Raw genomic sequence first — 19332 nt, forward strand, 5'->3', positions numbered from 1 at the left:
CTCGTCGCTCATTTGGAATAACCAAACCTCTCTCCTCGCGCCCCGAAGGAAGTGCCCTTGGGGTGCGCCTTGATTGGCACTTTTTCAGGCACAACAGGGTGTATTGGATTAGTGTTAACAGGCCCTAGTCTCGGATGTCGGTTGGTTACTTGCCAATGTTGCAACGAATGAAAATAAAACTGTGTTTACTGATCTGGATTGTATTCGTGAGCTGCTCCCTGAGCGTGCATGGAAGTGATGAGTTTGCAATGAAGACCCGCATTCAATTCGGTGTGATCAAAAACGACAACGCCTCAGAAAATATCTTTCCATCAGGTTTTCTAAACTTTGACGAGGGTCTGAATCTCAACCGGGCCGAGCTGATCCTGGAAAAGGTGCCGCAAAGCAATATCAAACCGCGCATCGGGCCGTTTCCGGGGCCTAAGCCGGGTTTGGCTGATTGGGGTTTCGAGATCGATCTTCGCTATGGAGAGGATGCCGCCATCACCTTCGGCCTTGATGATGAACTCGAAGTCAATGAAGGTAATGAAAGACTCTATCTGCTGCCGCAATGGTTCCTGAATGGTTACCTGCCGATAGCGGATGGTTTTTCATGGATTGTCGGCAGTTGGTTCACATCCATCGGCCATGAGATCGGTGCGCCGGTCGATCCGCCGACCGCCTTCTACACACACGCCTATGCATTCACCTACCAACCGGTAAAACATGTCGGTGCGATGGGAGCGTTGAAACTACCTTTTGATCGGGAGAGCGGTCTTTGGTCGAGTGGTCTCGGCATTGTGCAGGGATGGAACAATCTGCAGGACAATAACAACGATAAAACACTAATCTTCGATCTTCGTTGGCGTAGTCCCGATTTCAGAACCTGGCTCGATATGGAAAATATCGTCGGCTATGAACAATCGGAGCAGGGCACTACCGATCAGACAAGGCCCTTTAATGCAGTCAGCAGCACGGACGAGAAACTGTTGAGGCGTATGCATTCTGTTACCCTCAGTCACAGCTTCACCCGGCTGCATCGTATCGTCGTGAATGCGGTCTATGGAAAGCAGGAAGGAGGGGACACTATCGCAGATGCCAATAATCCACCAGGATTTCTCATTACCCAAGAGAGTCGATGGTATGGCGTCAATCTGAACTACTATTTTCAATGGCGAGAAAACAAACAGTTGGGTATGCGTGCTGAGTGGTTCAGAGACGAGCAGGGTGCGCATGCCTTACTGCCTGAAGGTATTTATCGGTCACTGACGATGAACCTCTCCTGGTGGGTGCAGGACGGTCTTAGGATCCGCCCTGAGCTGCGTTACGATCAATACAGCGGCAACGGCAAGCCCTTTGCGGGACAGGTGCCAACAATATTCTTCGGTGAGGAGGAACAACAGTGGGTAGCATCGCTGGATGCAACCTGGTTCTATACCCTATGAATAATAAATATACCTTTGTTGGCGCCTTGCGGCCTTTTTCGCTTGTGGTAGCCGTTGCCACCTGCGGACTCGGTGTCAGTCTGGCACTCATAGACAATGCGGATGAACACTGGCTGGCCTGGCTTGTGCTGCTTACAGGCCTGCTGTTACAGATAGCAGTCAATCTGGTCAATGACGCACCCGATCTGGTGAATTCTGAGCTGGACCAGTTAAGTCGGCAAAACATTCTTCGGAACCAGAAAATCGGCTGGATCATCATGTTGCTGGCCGTCATGCTGGGTCTCTATATGGTCTCCATCAGGGGATGGCCGCTGCTCCTGTTGGGCATGGTCGGTGTGGCAGGTGCCTGGGGATATACCGGTGGCAAGGTCAACTACAAACAACGCGGCCTGGGTATCGTACTGGTGTTTCTTCTGATGGGCGTATTGCTGATCGGTGGTTCATACTATGTACTCAGCGGTCTCTACACATGGCGGGTGTTCTGGCTGTCGCTGCCCTTCAGCCTGCTCTCATCCCTGTTACTGCTGAGCAATGAGTTGAGGGATTATGAATCCGATCGTGATGCAGGTATCCGTACCCTGATAGTCCGCATAGGTTACCATTCAGGTGTCAAGCTCTACTACCTGCTCATCAGCCTGGTCTATCTCATTTGTGCGATGCTCTATTGGGCGGGGATGCTGCCAGGATTCTTTATGCTGCTGATCACTTCACTGGCATTGGTCGGTCCTCTCAATCTGCTCGATTCACCAACCACCCAACGGCAACGATTGACACCGCTGACAGGCCGCTTCTACCTCCTGTTTGGCGCAACCTATCTTGCTACCCTCTGGATGGATCTGCCGTGAACCAAGATATGATCTTGAGTCTGGCACTGCCTGTCACGCTGTTCTGTATCATGTTCAGCATGGGTACAGCACTTGTAGCCAGGGATTTTCGGCTTATCGTTGAATCTCCATTCTCCGTGCTGATTGGTATCTTCAGTCAGATGGTCATTCTTCCCATCGTGGCTTTGGTCGTGCTCATGCTGCTGCAACTGCCCCCTGAGCTCTTTGTCGGTTTCATGATCCTGGCCTTCAGTCCAGGGGGCACCACATCCAACATGTTCTCCTACCTGGGCAGGGGAAATGTGGCACTTTCAATTACCTTGACGGCGATTGTCAGTCTGGTGACGCCGCTTACCATTCCGCTGTTCGCAAGCCAGGTCATCGAATGGCAGCTGGACAGTCGCAGCGAGATAGTTCTTCCCTTTGTCTCCACATTTGCAAAACTTGTGGTCGTGACATTGATACCCGTCGCTCTCGGTATGGTGTTACGTCATTATCGACCCAACTTCTGCATGAAAAATGAAAGGCTTCTGACACGGATACCGCTTATCATGCTGCTCCTGGTCATTGTAGGCATCATCCGGCAGAACTGGGAATCGATGCCGTTGTTTATTGCCCAGACCGGCGTCCCCGCCCTGATACTTGCTACGCTGGCCTTGGGGGCGGGATATGGTTTTGCCCGTATGATGCGCTTAATTGAGACAGACGCGCGCACTGTTGCGATAGAGACGGGCATTCAAAACGGCGGTACGGCGATATTGGTTACGGGTACCATCCTGAACAACCCAACCATGACCATCGCGCCGGTGATGTACGGTATCCTGATGTTGATTCCCACATTCGCCTACATTGCCTGGCTTAATCGTAGGCAAACGGCTATGGCCTGAACGCGACATGATTGGATACCGGATTAATATCTTGCTCGCTAGGGCGTGATATGGGATATCGAACATTCATTAGGAGGCAAAGCTGTCATCCATCGAAGTATCATGAAGGCCCTCATTAAAAACTCATTGATCTTCATTGGTTTGCTGATGGCTGCGCCAGTTATGGCTTTACCCCCTCTGCAGCTTTTTGTTGATTTAACTCCTCTGGGTAAGACGCTCCGACTGATACCAGGCAGCTATTCCGGTCCTGTCGTCATCAATAAGCCGATTGTCATCGAGGGTGGCGGCGAAGTAACGGTCGATAATGAGGGTGTGGGAACGGTGATGACGATCAAATCGGATCACGTTGTGGTACGTGGACTTCATTTGACTGGTTCCGGCACTTCCTACAATGCCATGGATGCTGGAGTATTGATTGAGACCAATGAAGTCATTTTCGAAGACAACCGTTTGGATGATGTTTTGTTTGGCATTCACATCAAGCAAGGAAATGCCAATACCATCCGCAACAACACAGTCACATCGAAACAGTTTGAGCCGAGTTTGCGAGGTGAAGGACTGAGAATCTGGTACGGAAATGAAAACCTGATAGAAGGTAATACCTTTTATTATGTCCGTGATCTGCTTCTGACGAACTCATCAGCAAATGAGATTATCGGTAATGAGTTACACCATAACCGTATCAGTCTGGAATTTATCTTTTCGCCGGACAATCTCATCAAAAACAATCGTATCGGCGGAAACGACACGGGAATTGTGGCGATCTACTCCGACGGGCTGTTGATCGAGGGCAACCATATCGAGCATATCAGAAACACGGGTAGTTCGGCGCTGGCAATCAAGGAGAGTTCACAGGTTAGGATCAAGAATAACAATATTCTTCACAATGCCGTGGGATTGACCGCAAACTCGCCGGTGTTTCCAGAGAATATTCTCTATCTGGAGAACAACCATTTTTCCTACAACAATGTGGCGATGTATTTCTATGGAGAGAAGGGGGGGCATATCATTCATGGCAATCGTTTTGTCAACAATCTCTCCACGATTGCTGTCAGTCATGTGAAGAGTGCTAAAAGCAATGACTGGGATGGAAACCTATGGGATGACTATCAGGGCTTCGATCGGGATCATGATGGATATGGCGATACGCCTCATACCATCAAGCTATACGCGGACCGGATATGGATGGACAGACCGGTCACGCAATTCTTTCGCGGTACGCCGATTATGGGAATGATCGATTTCATGGAGCGATTGGCGCCTTTTTCGGAGCCGGGATCCATATTGACCGATCCCCATCCTCTGATCGAATAATCTGCATATATCCTTTCCAGCACCTATTCAGTCCTGGAAAGCACCAGTTTGGTCAAGATTTTCACCAAGTCTTTCTGTTCCTTCGGAGAAAGGGTCGACAAAAGATGCTCGTTGACCTTGCCGATGATCGTAAAAAGCTGTGGCACTATCCTGCGACTCTGCTCGGTGAGATATATTCGATGACTCCTACGTGACCGGTCATCTTTGCGGCGTTCAACGAAACGTTTTTCTTCCAGTGCGTCAATAGTCCGGGTCGTTGCGTAGCCGGGCATGGTAATTTTTTTACCGATCTCAGATTGGGTAAGCCCTTCGGCTTCCGACAGCGTCATCAACACGGCAAATTGTCCCAGGTTTAAACCCAGGTGCTTCAGTTCTCTACTCATTTCGGCATCAAGCGAGGTGCAGAGTATTTTAAACATCCACCCGGTACTGCCTTTTCTGACTTTTTCAGCCTGAGACTCAGTCTTCTTAACCATGTTCATACCAACATAATGACACAATAATACAAATCAGCAACAATTGCAATTGCAATTAATGCATTTGTTGATTACAATCAGCGCTATCGTTCCACAATCTGGAGATTCTGATGAGACGTTACCATCCTGCTTTGGTACTTTTACATTGGTTGCTGGCAATCATGATCGTGGCAGGACTGATCATGGGCACGAATGTACTGAGCGCTACCCCGAACGACGTTCCCGAAAAGTTGTTTTATCTGAAAATGCATATGTCGATGGGCATCATCATCTTTATACTCATGACTGTACGTTTAGGTATCCGTTTTTTTACAGCAAAACCGCCGGCGGCGGATATCGGGAACCGCCTGTTTAACAAACTGGGTATCGCTACACACTACCTGTTCTACCTAGTGGTGATCCTGATGGGGGCCAGTGGTTTCGCAACAGCCAATATGGCGGGGTTGCCGGAGGTCGTGTTTGGCAATTCAGGTGCACCGTTGGTTTCAACATTCGATGATTTTCTCCCACGCATTGCGCATGGCGTGTTGAGTCAACTACTGCTGATATTGATCATTGGCCATGTTCTGGCTTTTCTGTATCACCAGTACGTCCGGAAAGACAGCCTGTTTTCCCGTATGTGGTTTGGTCGCCGCACATCCACTTCGTCCGAGGTTCAGTCATGAGAAAAGCCCTCGATTTCATCCAAGAGATCGGCACTATCATGTATGTGGGTGGGATACTCTCGCATATTGTGATCGGTATCGTGCTGGGACATCCTGATGCCGCCACGGCATACAACGTTTATGTCTACAAGGAGACGAGTGCCTACGTTCTCATTCTACCGGGACTGGGACTGAAGGTGGCCTGCGATCTCATTCTATATTTCGGTCTGGGAGTGAAAGCCAACTGGTTGAAAGGCAAGATGCTGATGATGGCGTTTCTTTCTACCAATGCCTTTATTTTCCTTGTACCCATGATGCCTGAACTGGTTGAACTGGCTAAGGAATCATTGCCGAATGGGGAGGTTAGTCAGGCATTTCTTGATAAAACAGCCACTGAGCAACTGGTCGGTATGTCGAATGTGATTCCGTTGGTTGTTGAGATGGTATTGGGTTCATTCAAACCCCGGTTATTCGGCGAACGCAAACAATGATGAAAACTAAAAATCAATGCCTTAGTATTTGGCAAGCGTTTGATGGATGTTGTTTTTTTCAATGTTTATGATTCAACGCTTCGAAACTCATGGAGTTTCCAATATGTATAAGTTGCAATACCGTATAATTCTTTTCACTATGCTTGCTCTGGGTGGACTTTCCGGTTGCCAGCAAGATGAGACGGAAACCAAAGTAGAGAATATCCGCCCCATTAAAACCATCACTCTCACCGCCAAGACGCAAGCGACAGAAGAGCGGAAATTCTCCGGGCTGGTCAGTCCCGCGAACTCGTCCTCCCTCAGTTTTGAAGTCTCCGGCAAAGTGATCGAGATTACTGTGGATGTCGGTGATCAAGTGGTGGTTGGACAACGATTGGCGGTTGTCGATGATGAGCCTTTCAAGCTTAAGGTCCAGTCGGCCGAGGCCGACTTCAAGAAGGCCAAAGCCAATTTCAAGCATAGTGCAAGCGATTATGAGCGCAAAAGCGAATTGGCGGTAAAGGGCTATGTTTCGGCTTCTGATCTGGACTCGGCATTGGCACAGCGTGACGCGGCCCGTAACCAGGAAGCGATGGCGCTATCCCAGCTGAATATCGCCAAAAGAGAGTTGAGAAAAACGGTACTGAAGGCGCCGTTTGGTGGATATATCTCAAAACGGCTGGTGGAGCCTCACCAGGAGATTGTTTCGGGGCAAGAACTTCTGCAACTCGATGAGTTGGAAGAGGTGGATGTGGAGTTGATGTTGCCTGAGAACATCATTGGTTATCTCAAACAAGGCGATGTCGGTATCGCGTCCTTCCCAAGTCTGCAGGACATTCATGTGGAGGGGCGTATTGACGAGATCGGTACGCTGGCTGAAGCCGCCAATACATTTCCCGTCTCACTGCGCCTCGATCAACGTCCGGACGGCCTCTATCCGGGGATAACTGCGGAAGTTCAGCTTTTGATCGATCATGGTGAGCAGAACGAAGGTTTCCTGCTGCCGGCATCGGCCATTGTCGCCGGTGTCGGCACAGGATCCGGACGACATTCTGTTTTCGTATACGAGCCGCAATCCGGCGCTGTACGCAAGCAATCAGTATTTGTCTCTGGAGGTCAGCGACAAATGGCACGGATCACAGAAGGCCTGAGAACAGGCGATACTGTTGCTGTTGCGGGCGTGAGTTTTCTTTCCGATGGCATGAAAGTCCGATTGTTGGATGACAAGCGAGACTGATCCTCCCACACCACACGAGCCGGATCATGAATCTTTCCCATATTGCACTCGATAACTCCCGCGTTATGTCGCTATTCACGCTCTTTATCATTGCGGCGGGGATCATCCTGTATCAGGAGTACCCGAAACAGGAGGATCCGACGATCACGATCCGGGAGGCTGTGGTCACGGCCAGCTTTCCCGGCATGTCGCCAAGACGGGTTGAAGATCTGCTGACCCGCAAGCTGGAGGAGAAGATCCGCGAAATTCCCGAGGTCGACAACATCATCTCGGAATCCAAAACCGGTAGCGCAACCGTCCATGTTATCGCCAGGGACGAGGTCGATGATCTGGGTTCTGTATGGCAGGATCTACGTAACCGCATGGAGGATATCGCAGACGATCTGCCTGCCGGCACGAAAGGGCCTTTCGTCAATGATGAGTTTGGTTTGACAGCGGTAGCGAGCATAGCCCTGTGGACGGATGGATTCAGCCTTGCCGAGATGCGTGAAACGGCACGTGATATACGTGACCGCCTCTATTCGCTTCAGGGTGTCAAACGCATTGAGCTGTATGGCGTGCAGGAGGAGAGAGTCTATCTCCAGGCTGCCAACGCCAAGCTCGCTAAGTTCGGTATCTCCCCTGAAACAATAGGCAATACACTTGCGCAACAGAATATCCTGTTACCCGGTGGTGTGTTGGATATCTCGGGGAGAGCATTCGCCATCGAACCGAGCGGTAATTTCGAAAACCTGGAGGAGATTGCCGCCATACCGATCGGGATACCCGGCACCGAACAGAGTATTGCCTTACGCGACTTGGCGGAAATTGAGCGCGGTTATGTCGATCCTCCCGAAATGCCGGCGTTCTTCAATGGACGCCAGGCGATCGTGATCAGCGTTTCGGTGATGGATGGCGTGGACTCTGTTGCCTTTGGTGATCAGTTGACGGCGCGAATAGAGGAGATAAAGCGTGAACTGCCCTGGGGTTTGGAGCTGGAGTTTGCCACCTACCAACCGGAATTGATCGAGAAAACAGTCAGTGCTGCAATTGTAAACCTGGGCCAGACCGTCGTGATCGTACTGGCGGTCGTTGTACTGGCCCTGGGTCTGCGCACAGGACTTATTGTTGGTGCCTTTGTGCCCCTTGTCATGATGTTCGGCATGGTCATGATGTCATTTTTCGACATCGAACTGCAGCGTATTTCAATCGCTTCAATGATCATCGCGCTTGGCATGCTGGTCGATAACGGTATCGTGGTTGCCGAGGATATCCGTACACGCATGCAGGACGGGGCGACAGCAAGGGAAGCAGCCATCGCCACGGGTCAATCCTTGAGCGTACCCCTGATGACCTCTTCTTTGACCACCGTGCTGGCATTTATGCCATTGATGCTGATGGTCGGGGCAGCGGGTGAATTTACGGGATCGCTGAGTTATGTGATCGGCATTTTAATGATCGGTTCCTGGCTCCTGGCAATGCTCATCGTACCGCTGGTCAGCGTCCGTTTCATGAAAGTGAAAACAAATGGGGAAGATGAGCACCATCGTTTCGACCAGGGGCTTTACAACGTCTATCGTAGCCTGTTGACGTGGATGTTAACTCATCGTCTGTTGGTAATAGTTATCGTCTTACTATCCCTGATTGTATCGGGATGGGCCTTCGGTAATTTCGTCGTGAAAGAGTTTTTTCCAAAAGGTGAGCGCAATCAATTTCTTGTCTATCTCGATATGCCAGCCGGTACGAGGTCGACTGAAGTCGTTAATGAGTTGCAAACGATCAACCAATGGTTGCTCGATCCGGAGAGCAATCCTGAAGTTGAAACTACGGTTGCCTATGTCGGTCAGGGGGGTCCCCGTTTTTTTCTCTCCCTCGCACCGATCGACCCCGATCCTCACAAGGCGTTCATGTTGGTCAATCTGGAACATAGCGAGCAGGTCTCTGAACTGGTGCGGCGTACGCACAACTACCTCATCAATAACCACCCGGAGGTGCGTGGCCGGGTCAAGGCGATGTGGATGGGACCCTCCGAAACCGGCCTCTATGAAGTGCGGATATCCGGCGCTGACGCAGAATCATTGATGACGCTGGCTGAGCGTGTTCAAGCAGGCTTAAGCGCGATTCCGGGAACCATCGACGTACATCAGAACTGGGAAAATCCCCAGGTTAAGTTCCATGTCAAGGTTGACCAGTCTCGCGCCCGTCGTGTGGGCGTGACCTCCACCGATATCGCCATGGCTTTGAATAACTTCATGGAGGGTGTCGTACTGACCGAGTACCGGGAGGGGGACACGATTATTCCCATTGTTGCCCGGGGCAAGGATGAAGAACGCGCCTTGGTCAGTAGTCTCTGGGAACTCGCTGTTTTCTCCTCATCCACCGGCAACAGTGTGGCACTGGGACAGGTAGCGGATCTGGAGGGGTTGGGAGAATACAGCCGAATAAAGCGCCGTAACCAGGTACGCACGATTACGGTACAGGCCAAACATCCTCATTTGAAAGCGGATCAGATCCACAAGCGCATGTTACCGGCAATCGAAACTCTGCAGTCTTCAATGTCCCCGGGTTACTTCATAGAATTGGGTGGCGAGCTGGAAGGCTCGTCCGAGGCACAGGGGCATCTAGCCACTTGGATGCCGTTGGCGTTTGCCCTGATCTTTGCCCTGATCGTATGGCAGTTCAACTCAATCAGGCGGGCAGCTGTTATTATGCTGACTATCCCCCTGATTATCGTTGGAGCAACCATAGGTCTGCTCAGCATGCAAGCTGTGTTTGGGTTTATGACCATTCTTGGTCTGTTGGCCCTGGCAGGTATAATCATCAACAACGGCATAGTGATGATCGACCGGATCGAGGAAGAGAGACAAGCGGGCGCCCCCCCTTATGAGGCGGTAGTTCGTTCGGCCCTGTCCCGACTGCGGCCCATCCTGCTATCGGTATTCACGACGGTACTTGGTTTGCTTCCTTTGATCGTATATCGGGATATTCTCTTCTACGGGATGGCCTCGATGATGGTTTTTGCGCTAGTGGTAGGCACGGTACTCACACTCGGTGTGGTACCTCTGTTGTATACCCTTTTTATGAAAGTGAAGATCCCGAATGCGGTCTGATCGAGCCAATATTTAGAGTTTGCGTGATCCATATTCGATGAGCTTGTGCCTGATACTACCGTCTAGTTTTCAGACTGACTGTTTTTGAATTCCTTTCCTGTCAGGGTGGCAAGGAAGGCTGCGATATCGGCGACTTCATCCTCTTTAAGCTCGATATCTAACTGTATGCTTCCCATGGTACGGATGACATCCTCCAGGGTTTTACCTGAACCGTCATGAAACCAGGGACCTGTGATGGCCACGTTGCGTAGTGATGCCACCTTGAACATCATCTCATCCGCTTCGTCTCCGGTTACACGGTGTCGGCCTTTATCTTCGGTATTGTGGAAATCTTTGTAGACACCCAGTTTCTCGATCAGTGTGCCGCCGAGCATGGGACCATCGTGGCAGCGTATGCAATTGTGCCGTATGAAGCTGTTAAGCCCCGACTGCTCCCGGGTTGAGAGGGCTGTTTTATCTCCCCGTATGAAGTCATCGAAGCGGGATTCACTGCGTAGCGTGCGTTCGAAAGCAGCGATGGCCTCCGCCAGATTGGCATAGGAGAGGGGAGGGGCGTCGTCCGGATATGCCTTTGTGAAGGCTTCGATATACTCTGGAATCGCACCGAGTTTCTTCACTACGCTCTCTTCATCGGGCATGCCCATTTCGATCGGATTCAGGATCGGCTGGCGTGCCTGATCTGCAAGGTCCTCGGCGCGGCCGTCCCAGAACTGTGAACTTTGCCACCCGGCGTTCAATACCGTGGGTGTATTGCGGTCTCCGAGCTCCCCGCGGGCTCCCGGAGAAGTGGGGAGGTTGTCCATGCCGCCCCTGCCGTCCCCAAGCGGGTGACAGCTCGCACAGGACTGGGTGTCATTGATGGAGAGGCGGGTATCGAAATAGAGCTGTTTTCCCAGCTCGATACGTGCCGGTGTGTCGTTTTCACTGCCGGGCATGGTCTGGGGCAATGCTTCGAAATAGCGGTTGGCCTTCCTGATGAGGCGATCGGTTATATCCGCCTGCACCCCGGTGCTGAACAGGAACAGAAACGATACGACAGAGAGACTGACCTTTTGATTCATTTCGATTCCCATCAATCAAACAGAAAGGATCGGGTATCACTTAATGTACGGTGTATTCCGTGGCATCTTGCGCAGATGATCACGGCAGCCTCGCCCAGCTTTTTACCTGTCGATTTCGGCTGTTGCCGGGTCAGCGCCTCATCCAGTTCATCCAGTGTACGGGAACTGGCGTCGCCAAGTATCCGCAGGCGGGGCAGTTCATCTTTGTGACAGGACTCGCAGCTCTCCGCCAAACGATACAGTTGTCCCCTGAGCTCCCGGGAGGCCTTCGCCGCCTGCGCCCATCGTTTGTCTTCACTGGCGATCTTGATGCGGTTGACTGTTTTGGACAGGCTGTCCATATGCGTGTCGAAATCCTTCATTACACCCTCTTCGTCAGCGATCTCGATGTTGCTGAAATTCGGTGAGCGGTATCGGAGCGCGGCAAGAGCCCGATACTCCCGATGACAGTTTCGACAATTGCGTTGAAGCCGTGAAACCGCACTGGCTACGGTTTTGAAATCACCCGACCGGGCTGCCGTTTCCAATCGATCGGCCTCATCAAGCTCCATCTCGTCCCGCCATTCCGGCACCATGTCGGGCAGTTTGCGAAAGTGGTTGACAAACTTGTCGCTCCACTTCCGGGTCAACGTCAGATCCTGCTCAGCGGCATACTCGTCTATTGCCTGCAATTCCCTGCGCAGGGCGAACATGGTATGGAGCCAGACCTGTCTCTTGTTCTCGGGTTTGTACCACTGTGCAAGAGAGTCGGGCAGCAGCGTGATGCTGCGCTCCTCTTGCGCAAATGATTGGCTGCTCTGACTTGTCAGCAGGATGGTGAAAACGCCGACGAGCCAGAGCTGTTTTCGATTCGTCATATTATCTTTGTTTTTCAACTCGTGGAGCGGTTGACTGCGCACAATATTGAGGCCGGCTTGAAATGCCACTCGCTATCGGACGGACACGGATGATTATTCTACTACGTGGACGACACCCTTCATCTGGTGGCTTTCGTGGTGAGGCTCACAGATATAGTGGTAACTGCCTGGTTTGTCGAAGGTGCGCTCCCTGACGTCGCCGGGAAAGAAATAGTCGCCGGGCTCCTCGCCCAACACCTCAAACCAGGCGCTGTGATACTGGCGTTTTTCGTGGTTTTCCCAGCGCACGGTGGTGCCGACCTTGACGGTGATCTCCTCAGGCTGGAATTTATAGTCTTTCGCAATGACCGTGACCGCCTCTCCGGCAAAGGTGTATGTCGCAACAAACAGCCCCAACAGCAGCAGGATTATGTTGGTTCGAAACATAATGGTTACCTCTGTTCGTCGTCTGTCGTTCCCGTTCCATTGGTGCGGAGAGCGCTGCGGTTACTGCGCCACGGCGTTGATCTCCGCATCCGGATTATCCAGCCCCAGTTTATAGCCGAGTGAGACATGATGGAAGCGGCTGTCGGTATAGTCATCGTGAATCGCAAATCCGAAATTGTAGACTGTCCCCTTTTCGATGTTAACATCGTCGGATAGTTCAGATTTCAGCTTGCGCTTGAAAGTGGCGGTCCAATAGCCCGCCTCCTCCGTGATGCTCCCTTGTAACGCTTGACCTCCCGTCATGATACGCTGTTCCAGGATATAGCCGTTCTCCACATTGCCGCTGCCACTGCTTATCCGTATCAGATCCATGGTTTTATGGGCATCGAGTTCCGCCTGAAGGGCTGCATTGTCTTTCAGCTTGTCCCAGCCGCCCAGTTTCTTGCCGCGCCGGCCTTTCTCTTCGACCTTGGTGCGCGACTCCTTGATATATTTAGTCACGCCCTGGCTGAAGTCGAGTGACAGACCTGAGGCCGCCGGATCCTCAGGATGTCCCGGCATGGTACGCAGGTCTTCGTGGCAGGTACCCCAACAGCCAGCCTGGGAGGCGTATTCCACCTCATCGGTCGCCAGCATGAACGCCAGTTTCACCTGATTGTCGGGATCCATCTTGCCGCCATCCACGAAGGGGACGGGAACATGCTCGGAACCTTCCCACTGAAAGCGCAGATAGAGATTCTCACTGTCGTGGGTGGCCTGAACGGTTACGGGAATCGACCCTCGCTTGCCGACGGGCGGTGTCGGTTCCGCTTTCTGCCCGGTAACCATCTTCTCGCCCATATCGGCAGTCTCTTTGTCATGACAGACTGTGCAGCGATCACCGGCGCGGAAAGGTCTGGCGCCACCGTGATACTTACCCACCAGAGTCCACTCCATGGAGGTCTGACCGGGATAGAAGAGGGTAATCTGGCGCTCTCCCGTTTTCGACCAGTCCACTCCGCTGTCCACTTCATCCCCGGCGGATGCCGTTGCTTGTTGCGGCGTCGCCGCGGCGACGGCTGCGGTGACCTTGGCTTTTACCGCATTGAGTTCGGCCTGGTCGTTGTCCAGCGCCAGCTTGTAACCGAGTGAGACGTGATGAAAACGTGCGTCGGTATAGTCGTCATGGATGGCGAAGCCAAAATTGTAAACAGTACCGGGCTCAAGGGAGATATTGCCCGCACCCGTGGACTTAAGGGGGCGTTTGACTTCAACGGTCCAGAGGCCCGCTTCCAGCCAGCCTTGGGCATCGATCTTGCTGCCGTCGTCCATGATGCGTTGCTCAAGCACATAGCCGTTTTCTGTTTTACCATTGCTGTTCCAGCGCACCAGGTCCATGTATTTGTGTGCATCCCGCTCCGCCTGGATGGCGGCATCGTCCTTCAGCTTATCCCAACCGCCGAGTTTCTTACCCCGGCGTCCCTTTTCCTCGACCTTGGTGCGTGACTCCTTGATATATTTCGTCACACCGTTGGAGAGATCCAGGTTGAGACCGGCGGCAGCGGCATCTTCGGGGTGTCCGGGCATGGTTCTCAGGTCTTCGTGGCAGGTACCCCAACAACCGGCCTGGGAGGCGTATTCCACCTCATCGGTCGCCAGCATCAGGGCCAGTTTGACCTGGTTGTCCGGATCCATCTTGCCACCGTCCACGAAGGGGACCGGGACATGTTCCGTGTCTTCCCACTGGAAGCGCAGATAGAGATTCTCATCATCATGAGCGGCCTGGACGGTTACGGGAATCGACCCTCGCTTGCCAACGGGCGGTGTCGGTTCCGCTTTCTCCCCGGTAACCATCTTCTCGCCCATGTCGGCAGTCTCTTTGTCGTGACAGACTGTGCAGCGATCGCCGGCGCGGAAAGGTCTGGCGCCACCGTGATACTTACCCACCAGGGTCCACTCCATGGAGGTCTGGCCGGGATAGAAGAGGGTGATCAGACGTTCCGGAGAACCGCTCCAATTGACACCGAAACCGCGAGTGGCAACGGCAGGCACCGCAGTGTCATCTGTCTGATTCGATTTGACCGCGGCAATTGCCTGGGCGACAGCGGCATCGATCTTTTTCTGTACAGCCAAGGCCTGCGCCTTACGGCGTTCACGCTCTTTCTGGGTTTCCTCCTGGCGGGCTTTTTCCGCCTCGGCCTCTGCCGCTTCGGCGCTGGCGAGACCCGCTTTGAACGATTCCGGTATCTCGAATTTATAGGCTTCGATAGGTTTTGCCCACTCCTCCAACTCCTCTTCACTGATCTCTTTATGGACGGGTTTGTGGGCGATGCCTTTATGGCAATCGATACAGGTGTTGCCCTTCTCCATGGCGAAGACGTGCTGGTTGCGGGCACGCGGCTTCTGCTTTTCGGGGTTCATCGTGTCCCAATCATGGCAGTTGCGGCACTCTCTCGAATCCGTCTCCTTCATCGCCTGCCAGACCCGCCGCGCCATGGTCAGCCGATGAGCTTCAAACTTTTCAGGGGTATCCACAGTCCCCATGATTTTGTGCCAGATTTCATTACTGGCCTTTATCTTTCTAACGATTTTGTGCACCCAGGGACGGGGGACATGGCAATCCGGACAGCTCGCGCCCACGCCACTGCGGTTACCGTCATGTGCCGTTCCCTTGAACTCGGCATAGACATTCTCCTCCATCTCATGGCAGGAGATACAAAATTCCATGGTATTGGTGGCTTCCATCACGGTATTGAAACCGCCCCAGAGCACCACACCGATGATCATGAACAGGACAGCACCACCCAGGGTCGCGCCAAAGGCGACTTTACGTGAAAGCAGGCTTTTGAATAAAGAGTGCTGATGCATCGCTTTCCCCGTTCAGGTCACAATGGTCAGGTGACACACCACTATTGGAGATTGTGTGGTGCAGGTGTTGGTGTGTGCCAGGCGGACACGAGGCTAAGCCTCGTGTCCACCCAGTCTTCAGTTACGTGCGTGTAACCTTGCGGTCATCAAGTGACGTGATTGACCCGGTTGTGCACGTTGAACTTACCGGTCGGTGCGAACAGGCCTTTAACACGGGCCTTCTCTTCGAGTGTCTTGGCATCGAAGATGATGATCTCACCATTCGGTTCCTTGCTGTCCTTACGATTCCAGACAGAGGTCCAGACCTCAGAACCATCGTTGTTGAACTCGATATGGACAGCGGCATAGCCGGCCTTTTCGGTCAGGCGGATAGTTTTGACGATCTCGCGGGTCTCCTTGGAGATGACCTGTATGGACTGCTGGACTTCGGGCTCGGGATGCTTGGTCTGATCCGCCCAGACATAGTCACTCTTCGGATGGGTGCGGATAAAGACGCCTGGACCGTCGGTTTCAGTCTCATAGCAGACCTTCCATGCCTGATCGGCATGACCTTTCGGATCGTTACCCCATGCAGTGACCTTGCCGACACCAAGATGCACGGTGCCACCGACCGGACCACACTTCGGATCGACCCAGTTGGCGCCCGGACCGGGATGCGGCAGCTTGTCAACGTCAATCAGCTTGGTGAGCTTCTGGGTTTCGGTGTCTACAACAACCATCTTGTTGGAAGCGTTTGCCGCGATCTGGAAGTAACGGCCTGTTGGATCGTAGAAACCGTCATGCAGGAACTTGGCGGTATCCATCTTGGTGATCTTCAGGTTTTCGATGTCGCTGTAGTCGACCTGCCACATCTGACCCAGCTCCTTCATGGAGACCAGCCAGCTGGGGTGGTTGGGCGTATCGTAGATAGCCGCCACACGGGACTCGTTGACATACTCGCCGTCCACATTCACACCGCGGGCGGAGACCACTTTCAATGGTTCCATGGTCATGGCGTCAGCAATGACGAAGTGGGGTGGCCAGTAGCCCCCGCCAACCACATACTTGCCATCGCCGGATACCGCCACGTCACGAGCGTCATAAGCGATCTGAACTTCGGCAACCTTCATCTTGTCAGGTGTCTGCCACAGATCGATCTTGGTCAGCTTGCCGTCACGGCCCTGGGTGTACCAGAAGCGGCCGGGATTTTTGGCATGCAGCGTGTTGTGATGCTCGGCGGCTTTCAGTACATGTACCGCATAGCCGGTGGGTACGTGAGCGACCACCTCTTTTTTGTCACCGTCGATAACCGCTACCTTACCCACATCGCGTTCGATGACGAGGAAGAAGTTTTCCCAGTTACGTCCATGCATAGGCTTGGTGGGATAATCCTTGGGTTCAACAAAAACCTTGTGACGCTCTTTCATCAATGCCAGGGACATCTCAGGTGGAATGGGTGCTTCCATCTGAATGTAGGTGGCCATCTTCTTGATCTCATCTTTTGTCATGATATCGTCGAAGTTGTTCATGCCGCCTTCAGTACCGAAACTGATGATTTTTTCGAGACGCTCTTGTCCCAGCTTCTGGGTCTCCTTCGGCTCCAGATTCTTACCGGTCGCGCCTTTACGCAGGGTGCCATGGCAACCTGCGCAACGCTGGAAGTAGGTAGTCTTGGATGCTTCGAAGTCTGCTTCGCTGAGAGTTGGCGTGGCTGCTTGGGCGGATAACCCTAAGCCACTGATGGATATGCCGATTGCCATTGATAGTGCACTTGCGTTTAAAATAGAGTGTGCGCCTGGCCGGGAACTTTTGATCATTGGAGAAATCCTCCCTTCTTGTCGATTACGCAAGACAGATTAAGCGCCCGGTCGGGCGTACTCACCTTGACAAATGTCAAATCAAAAAATGTCCATATCTCCGATAGTCTGATTCACGGTCCTGGAAATGTGAACTCGAATTGATACGGATCAAGGCTAAGAGGAATCTGAGTGAGATGATCCCGACAGGCGGGGTGTGCCTGTTCAAGAACACCGCTTTTCCGTTAGACAATCCTCTGGGGATATCCATTATGCGTAAGAGCTTAAAGACCTTTGGCCTCTCCCTCTTCATTGTGCTGGCCTTTCTGGTTATCGGTATCGGCTTTCTGTTCGGTATCGACAATCCGGTCCCCTGGATCATGATCGCCGTACTCTTGGCGTTGCCGGTTATCCACAAAAAAATGACATCCCGCGATTTCGTCTCCTGGGACAACGACTTGAGCGTGGGGATTCAGGCAATAGATGACGATCATCAAAAGCTCTTGACACTCATTAACAATCTGCAGACGGCGGTGCTCTATCCCACTGGTGAGTCCTTTGAACGCCAGGCGTTGAGTGACCTGGTCGACTACACTAAATACCACTTCGCGCGGGAAGAGAAACTGATGAGTGAAAACGGATATCCGGAATACGAGGACCACAAAAAGCAGCATGAAGAGATGATTGCCAAGGTGTCCCGCTTTTTGGACTCCTATGAAAAGGATCGCGAATCCACTATCGATGAACTGAACGGCTTCCTCAAGAGCTGGTTGATCGACCATATTGCCGGAACCGACCAGAAATACAGTCAGTTTCTTAGAGAGAAGGGTGTTCGATAATCGGGTTGAACTTGTGCCCGGTATACTCAATACATATACGGCCGGTTTTTAATCTATGCGGGTCAATTGCCTCTATTGCGGCGAGTCAATCGCAGATGACATCGATCATTGTCCACACTGCGGTGCTCCTTCGCACTATCAAAAAAGAGGTTTTCGCATCGGTGGCAGGGAGAAGTTTCTTATATTCTTTGTAGTGCTGTCCGCTGCGACCTTGATTATTGCCTTGTTGTTGCCGAGGTAGCGGGGACATCAAGCAAATAAAAAAATAGGATGGAGGCCCGGTTGAACAACACAGGATTAGATCCCGCTAAAGTCACACCCTCCGATCTAACCGCAACCATCAAGTCAGGTTGGGGCATATTTCGCGCTGCACCATTGCCAAGCGCGGCCTATGCATCGGTCGCGGCGCTGATAGGTCTGTTACTTCTCTATGCTGTCGGTGAACTCGGTATCTCCCCCATGTCGTTGCCGTTTGCCGGTGGTTTCATGTTGATAGCGCCGGCGATGCTGGGTGGTTTTTTTCAACTGGCCTCAAGCATACAGGCACATCAGGAAGTGTCGCTAGCCACGCCTTTTTCAGCCTTTCTGCATACACCCTTGCAAACCTGGATGGTTGCACTTTTCTGCGCCTTCATCTTTTTGATCTGGATAACCGATGCGGGCGTACTCTACAGCTTTATCATCGGCGGTACCGATCTCCCCTATCAACTGCCATGGTTTCTGCAAGTGGATGAATCAATCACCAGTTTCTGGTTCTGGGGTGCATTGATGGGGTCTGTTCTCGCATTCATCATCTTCTGTATCTCGGCTTTCTCCGTTCCCTTGCTTTTCGAAGGCAGGGGGGGGTTGGTGCAGGCAGTTCACGCCAGTGTGCGCGCCGTCTTCAGAAACTTCGTCACCACTATGCTGTGGGCGGTATTACTCAGTCTCTCGATCCTGATTGCCATCATGCTGCTGCCCTTGTTGCTGTTGGTTCTGCCGGTTATGGCGTACGCCAGCTTCGCCCTCTATCGTCTTGTTTTTCCTCAAACAAGCTGAATCAACGAATAACCCTTTATTCACCGCATGCGGTTTTGTTCAGGCGCCCCATTTGACACATGTCAAGGTAGGGAAGGGTGTCTGTTTTCTAATAGCGGGGACTCAATCAAGACAGGCTTGGGAG

General features: G+C 52.4%; 16 protein-coding genes. 10 read left to right on the forward strand and 6 right to left on the reverse strand.

Features of this window, described 5'->3' with window-relative positions:
- Positions 1-206 precede the first annotated feature (206 nt).
- From CODIS_RS19925 to nosD, 4 genes are all read left to right on the forward strand, one after another.
- Positions 207-1424, forward strand: a complete 1218-nt coding sequence (locus CODIS_RS19925) for an outer membrane beta-barrel protein (protein ID WP_162420303.1) — start codon at positions 207-209, stop codon at positions 1422-1424.
- Entirely contained in the window at positions 1421-2269 is an 849-nt protein-coding gene (locus tag CODIS_RS19930; protein WP_069128418.1) for a prenyltransferase, read from the forward strand. Before CODIS_RS19925 ends, CODIS_RS19930 begins: the two co-directional genes overlap by 4 nt.
- Positions 2266-3135 (forward strand): bile acid:sodium symporter family protein, encoded by an 870-nt coding sequence (locus CODIS_RS19935; protein WP_083220950.1) that lies wholly within the window; start codon positions 2266-2268, stop codon positions 3133-3135. The genes CODIS_RS19930 and CODIS_RS19935 overlap by 4 nt, the downstream gene beginning before the upstream one ends.
- A 162-nt stretch (positions 3136-3297) precedes the next feature.
- Positions 3298-4449, forward strand: coding sequence for a nitrous oxide reductase family maturation protein NosD (gene nosD / locus CODIS_RS19940; RefSeq protein ID WP_235615300.1), 1152 nt, complete (start codon positions 3298-3300; stop codon positions 4447-4449).
- Between the two features lie 23 nt (positions 4450-4472).
- Here nosD and CODIS_RS19945 read toward each other — a convergent pair whose 3' ends face one another.
- Positions 4473-4925, reverse strand: a complete 453-nt coding sequence (locus CODIS_RS19945) for a MarR family winged helix-turn-helix transcriptional regulator (RefSeq protein ID WP_069128429.1) — start codon at positions 4923-4925, stop codon at positions 4473-4475.
- A 110-nt stretch (positions 4926-5035) separates the two neighbouring features.
- On the opposite strand from CODIS_RS19945, the gene CODIS_RS19950 reads away from it, so the two are divergent.
- From CODIS_RS19950 to CODIS_RS19965, 4 genes are all read left to right on the forward strand, one after another.
- Positions 5036-5590, forward strand: a complete 555-nt coding sequence (locus tag CODIS_RS19950) for a cytochrome b (RefSeq protein ID WP_069128420.1) — start codon at positions 5036-5038, stop codon at positions 5588-5590.
- Positions 5587-6060 carry an enoyl-CoA hydratase gene (locus CODIS_RS19955; RefSeq protein ID WP_069128421.1) on the forward strand — a complete coding sequence of 158 codons (474 nt, stop codon included), beginning with the start codon at positions 5587-5589 and terminating at the stop codon, positions 6058-6060. Before CODIS_RS19950 ends, CODIS_RS19955 begins: the two co-directional genes overlap by 4 nt.
- Positions 6061-6163: 103 nt before the next feature.
- Entirely contained in the window at positions 6164-7276 is a 1113-nt protein-coding gene (locus CODIS_RS19960; RefSeq protein ID WP_069128422.1) for an efflux RND transporter periplasmic adaptor subunit, read from the forward strand.
- Between the two features lie 26 nt (positions 7277-7302).
- Complete coding sequence (locus CODIS_RS19965; RefSeq protein ID WP_069128423.1) at positions 7303-10365, forward strand: efflux RND transporter permease subunit; 3063 nt, start codon at positions 7303-7305, stop codon at positions 10363-10365.
- Between the two features lie 62 nt (positions 10366-10427).
- Here CODIS_RS19965 and CODIS_RS19970 read toward each other — a convergent pair whose 3' ends face one another.
- The 5 genes from CODIS_RS19970 to CODIS_RS19990 form a co-directional block, all read right to left on the reverse strand.
- The gene (locus tag CODIS_RS19970) at positions 10428-11426 is read right to left on the reverse strand and encodes a cytochrome-c peroxidase (protein ID WP_083220956.1); all 999 of its coding nucleotides are present in this window, start codon (positions 11424-11426) and stop codon (positions 10428-10430) included.
- 11 nt (positions 11427-11437) lie between these two features.
- Complete coding sequence (locus CODIS_RS19975; protein ID WP_069128431.1) at positions 11438-12283, reverse strand: cytochrome c; 846 nt, start codon at positions 12281-12283, stop codon at positions 11438-11440.
- Between the two features lie 93 nt (positions 12284-12376).
- Positions 12377-12709 carry a cupredoxin domain-containing protein gene (locus CODIS_RS19980; protein WP_069128424.1) on the reverse strand — a complete coding sequence of 111 codons (333 nt, stop codon included), beginning with the start codon at positions 12707-12709 and terminating at the stop codon, positions 12377-12379.
- 60 nt (positions 12710-12769) lie between these two features.
- On the reverse strand, positions 12770-15556 hold the full coding sequence (locus CODIS_RS19985) for a NapC/NirT family cytochrome c (RefSeq protein WP_069128425.1): 2787 nt from the start codon (positions 15554-15556) through the stop codon (positions 12770-12772).
- Positions 15557-15702: 146 nt separating this feature from the next.
- Positions 15703-17295 (reverse strand): nitrite reductase, encoded by a 1593-nt coding sequence (locus CODIS_RS19990; RefSeq protein ID WP_069128426.1) that lies wholly within the window; start codon positions 17293-17295, stop codon positions 15703-15705.
- A 308-nt stretch (positions 17296-17603) separates the two neighbouring features.
- On the opposite strand from CODIS_RS19990, the gene CODIS_RS20715 reads away from it, so the two are divergent.
- Both CODIS_RS20715 and CODIS_RS20000 read left to right on the forward strand, forming a co-directional pair.
- Positions 17604-18170 carry a bacteriohemerythrin gene (locus CODIS_RS20715; RefSeq protein WP_162420305.1) on the forward strand — a complete coding sequence of 189 codons (567 nt, stop codon included), beginning with the start codon at positions 17604-17606 and terminating at the stop codon, positions 18168-18170.
- Between the two features lie 282 nt (positions 18171-18452).
- Positions 18453-19208 (forward strand): DUF2189 domain-containing protein, encoded by a 756-nt coding sequence (locus CODIS_RS20000; RefSeq protein ID WP_154723227.1) that lies wholly within the window; start codon positions 18453-18455, stop codon positions 19206-19208.
- Positions 19209-19332: the final 124 nt, after the last annotated feature.

Source organism: Candidatus Thiodiazotropha endolucinida, assembly GCF_001715975.1.
GTDB classification, from domain to species: domain Bacteria; phylum Pseudomonadota; class Gammaproteobacteria; order Chromatiales; family Chromatiaceae; genus Thiodiazotropha; species Thiodiazotropha endolucinida.

Excerpts from the sequence above, each read along its gene's own strand:
- CODIS_RS19930 (WP_069128418.1), top strand. The coding sequence starts at position 1,421 with ATGAATAATAAATATACCTTTGTTGGCGCCTTGCGGCCTTTTTCGCTT.
- nosD (WP_235615300.1), top strand. The coding sequence starts at position 3,298 with ATGGCTTTACCCCCTCTGCAGCTTTTTGTTGATTTAACTCCTCTGGGT.
- CODIS_RS19945 (WP_069128429.1), bottom strand. The coding sequence starts at position 4,925 with ATGGTTAAGAAGACTGAGTCTCAGGCTGAAAAAGTCAGAAAAGGCAGT.
- CODIS_RS19950 (WP_069128420.1), top strand. The coding sequence starts at position 5,036 with ATGAGACGTTACCATCCTGCTTTGGTACTTTTACATTGGTTGCTGGCA.
- CODIS_RS19955 (WP_069128421.1), top strand. The coding sequence starts at position 5,587 with ATGAGAAAAGCCCTCGATTTCATCCAAGAGATCGGCACTATCATGTAT.
- CODIS_RS19960 (WP_069128422.1), top strand. The coding sequence starts at position 6,164 with ATGTATAAGTTGCAATACCGTATAATTCTTTTCACTATGCTTGCTCTG.
- CODIS_RS19965 (WP_069128423.1), top strand. The coding sequence starts at position 7,303 with ATGAATCTTTCCCATATTGCACTCGATAACTCCCGCGTTATGTCGCTA.
- CODIS_RS19970 (WP_083220956.1), bottom strand. The coding sequence starts at position 11,426 with ATGAATCAAAAGGTCAGTCTCTCTGTCGTATCGTTTCTGTTCCTGTTC.
- CODIS_RS19975 (WP_069128431.1), bottom strand. The coding sequence starts at position 12,283 with ATGACGAATCGAAAACAGCTCTGGCTCGTCGGCGTTTTCACCATCCTG.
- CODIS_RS19980 (WP_069128424.1), bottom strand. The coding sequence starts at position 12,709 with ATGTTTCGAACCAACATAATCCTGCTGCTGTTGGGGCTGTTTGTTGCG.
- CODIS_RS19985 (WP_069128425.1), bottom strand. The coding sequence starts at position 15,556 with ATGCATCAGCACTCTTTATTCAAAAGCCTGCTTTCACGTAAAGTCGCC.
- CODIS_RS19990 (WP_069128426.1), bottom strand. The coding sequence starts at position 17,295 with ATGGCAATCGGCATATCCATCAGTGGCTTAGGGTTATCCGCCCAAGCA.
- CODIS_RS20715 (WP_162420305.1), top strand. The coding sequence starts at position 17,604 with ATGCGTAAGAGCTTAAAGACCTTTGGCCTCTCCCTCTTCATTGTGCTG.